Here is a 2,525-nt window from a genome sequence, read left to right as displayed (position 1 = left end):
GCACCTCGTCGGAAGCGTTCTTCAACGATCAGGCGCGCAACCTCTTCATGGGCCTGGGGCTTCTGCTGCTGGAGTCCCCCAGGCTGCCCCGCACCATCGGGGAGATGCTCAGGCAGTCCTCCGGTCGAGGCAGGACGCTTCGGGAGCACCTGGCCGGCGAGATTGCCCAGCGCATCGAGCAAGGCCGGCCGCTGTCCGACGAGTGCGTGGATGCGCTGCAGCGGCTACTCTCGAACTCCGACAACACCATGTCCAGCATCGTGGCGACCTTCGTCGCGCCGCTGACGATCTTTGCAGACGCGATCGTCGACGCCGCCACGAGCGCGGACGACTTCCGGCTCGAAGACGTCTGCCGCCGCCGGATGTCGGTCTACGTCCGTATCCCGCCGAGCAGGCTGGCCAGCGCCCGGCCGCTGCTGAACCTGTTCTTCTCACAGCTCGTCAACCTCAACACGCAGCACCTGCCGGAGCAGGACCCGACGCTGCGCTACCAATGCCTCATCGTCAACGACGAGTTCACAGCGATGGGGCGTGTATCGAGCATCACCAACGCCGCGGCCTTCCTCGCCGGCTACAACCTGAGGCTGCTGACCGTCGTCCAGGCAATGTCGCAACTCGATGCGGTCTACGGCGACAAGGAAGCGAGGACCTTTGCGACGAACCATGGCCTGCAGATCCTGTTCGCACCGCGGGAACAACGCGATGCCGACGAGTACAGCGCCATGCTCGGCCACTTCACGGAGCGGGCCACGTCGCGTGGCCGCAGCCGCTCGTTCAGCCATCACGGCAGCTCGTCGGTGAGCCGCAACGAGAGCGAGCAACGCCGCGCCTTGCTCCTGCCTCAGGAATTCAAGGAGCTGGGGCGCGAACGCCTGGTCGTCGTCCTGGAGAATTGCAAGCCCATCCTCGGCGACAAGATCCGCTACTACAAGGACAAGGCGTTCCGTTCTCGGCTGGTGCCAGCGCCAGCTGTGCCGCAGATGGACATCGACCTCCACCTGGCTCGGGTCCAGGAGCGCTGGCGCTACGCCGACGATGAGCTCGCACCTCACGAGGACATCGACATCCACGCACTCGCCCACGACCTGAGCCTGCTGCCCGCCGACCTCACCGGCGATGCCGACAGGATCGCCGAGACGTTGCTGGACTTCTTCGCCGCCGCAGACCCAGCCGTGGCCGCAGCGGGCGGCATCGTCGAACCCGCCGCGGATGAGGACGGCGTCCTGATCGCCGAACAGGTCCATGACCGCGAAGTCGAGGCCCATGCCTCCGAACCTGCCCACCACTGAAAGGAGCGCACCATGCGAGCGTTCGTCCTCCTCACACCATTCATGCTGTGGCTGATGTTGCTGGCTTCTTGCACTTCGCCGCCGAAGCCACCCACGGTCGACGAGTCCCTGAAGCGGCCGGCGAACTCCGCGACGGTGGTCGAGCTGCAGGGCTGCAAGCATGAGCTGCAAAACGCACGCCTGCTTGCCATCGAATCCGAGAGGCTGGCTGAGAACAATGCTGCCACCTTGTCGAGGTTGGCGGCACACCAACAAGCACTGGTTGACCTGCAGCGTTTTCAGGAAGCCAGAGGCCAGGCCAACTCCGTCTTCACCATCCGCTTCGGCCATGGCTCAACCCGCGTGGACATTCCTGCCCACCAGGCGACGCCATTGATCGACGAGGCCAGAGCGGCCCCCCTCATCGCCCTCCGCGGCCGCACCGATGGCGCCGCCGAGACGCCCGCAGAGAGCCGGATAGCACGTGAGCGGGCCGCCGCCGTGCGCGACTTCCTGATCTCCGCCGGAGTGGATCCGGCACACATCCGTTCGACCTACCAGCCCGTTGGCGACCACATGGCGGACAACGCCGAGGCCTCCGGCCGCGCAATGAATCGCCGCGTGGAGATCGAGATCTACCGCGCGCTTCCCGTGTCCCTGGACGCCGGCGCGCCCACACGTTGACCCACACATCCCAACGGAGTCCATCATGGCGACAGCTTCCTCCAGCCCGGCAGCCACGGCCAACGGCGGCTCCGTTGAGCCCGCCAACCGCGCAGCCGTCGCGAAGGCGCGATTCCAGACGCCCCACGACACACCGGCCGAGCGCTACGAGCTGCGCGACCCGTTCGCGGACGTCACCTACCGAACCGACAAGCTCGGCGAGGCCATCGCGAAGGCCGATGAACTCGGCGGCCGCCGATTCACTGCGATTGCCGCCGATGGGTCGCGCACCGTCGTCGAAAAGGATGGCGACCAATGGAAGCGCGGCGGCCAATTTCCCCCCAGCCCACAACGCCCGCTCGACTTCGTCCCGGACGAGCCGCAGGAAGCAGGCGACAGCAAGCAGGACCGCGCCGCAAAGGACACGGCGACACAGCCCGCTCCGGCCAACGCCCGCGCAGTCGCACAGGTCGACGCCGAGGCCGATCGCACGGCCCTCGTCGAGCGCCTTGAAGCGGCCCTGAAGGAGCGCTACATCATCAAGCGCGCCCCTGTCGTCCTGGGAGATCGCGCTATCGGGCACACCGAATATCG

Annotated in this window: 2 protein-coding genes and 1 pseudogene; all 3 read left to right on the top strand. The window is 66.7% G+C overall.

Annotated features, from left to right (window positions below; translation table 11 throughout):
• On the top strand, positions 1-1,289 hold a 1,289-nt coding region (locus tag ACXJKR_RS29660; protein ID WP_457325897.1), incomplete at its 5' end, for a type IV secretory system conjugative DNA transfer family protein.
• 12 nt (positions 1,290-1,301) lie between these two features.
• On the top strand, positions 1,302-1,952 hold the full coding sequence (locus ACXJKR_RS29655) for an OmpA family protein (protein ID WP_457325895.1): 651 nt from the start codon (positions 1,302-1,304) through the stop codon (positions 1,950-1,952).
• Between the two features lie 25 nt (positions 1,953-1,977).
• Positions 1,978-2,525 (top strand): annotated as a pseudogene (locus tag ACXJKR_RS29650) (LPD7 domain-containing protein); the annotation flags it as partial.

Source organism: Roseateles sp. P5_E11 (genome assembly GCF_054049355.1).
Note: the sequence above shows the minus strand (reverse complement) of the source record. Positions and strands in the feature narration are given on the sequence as shown.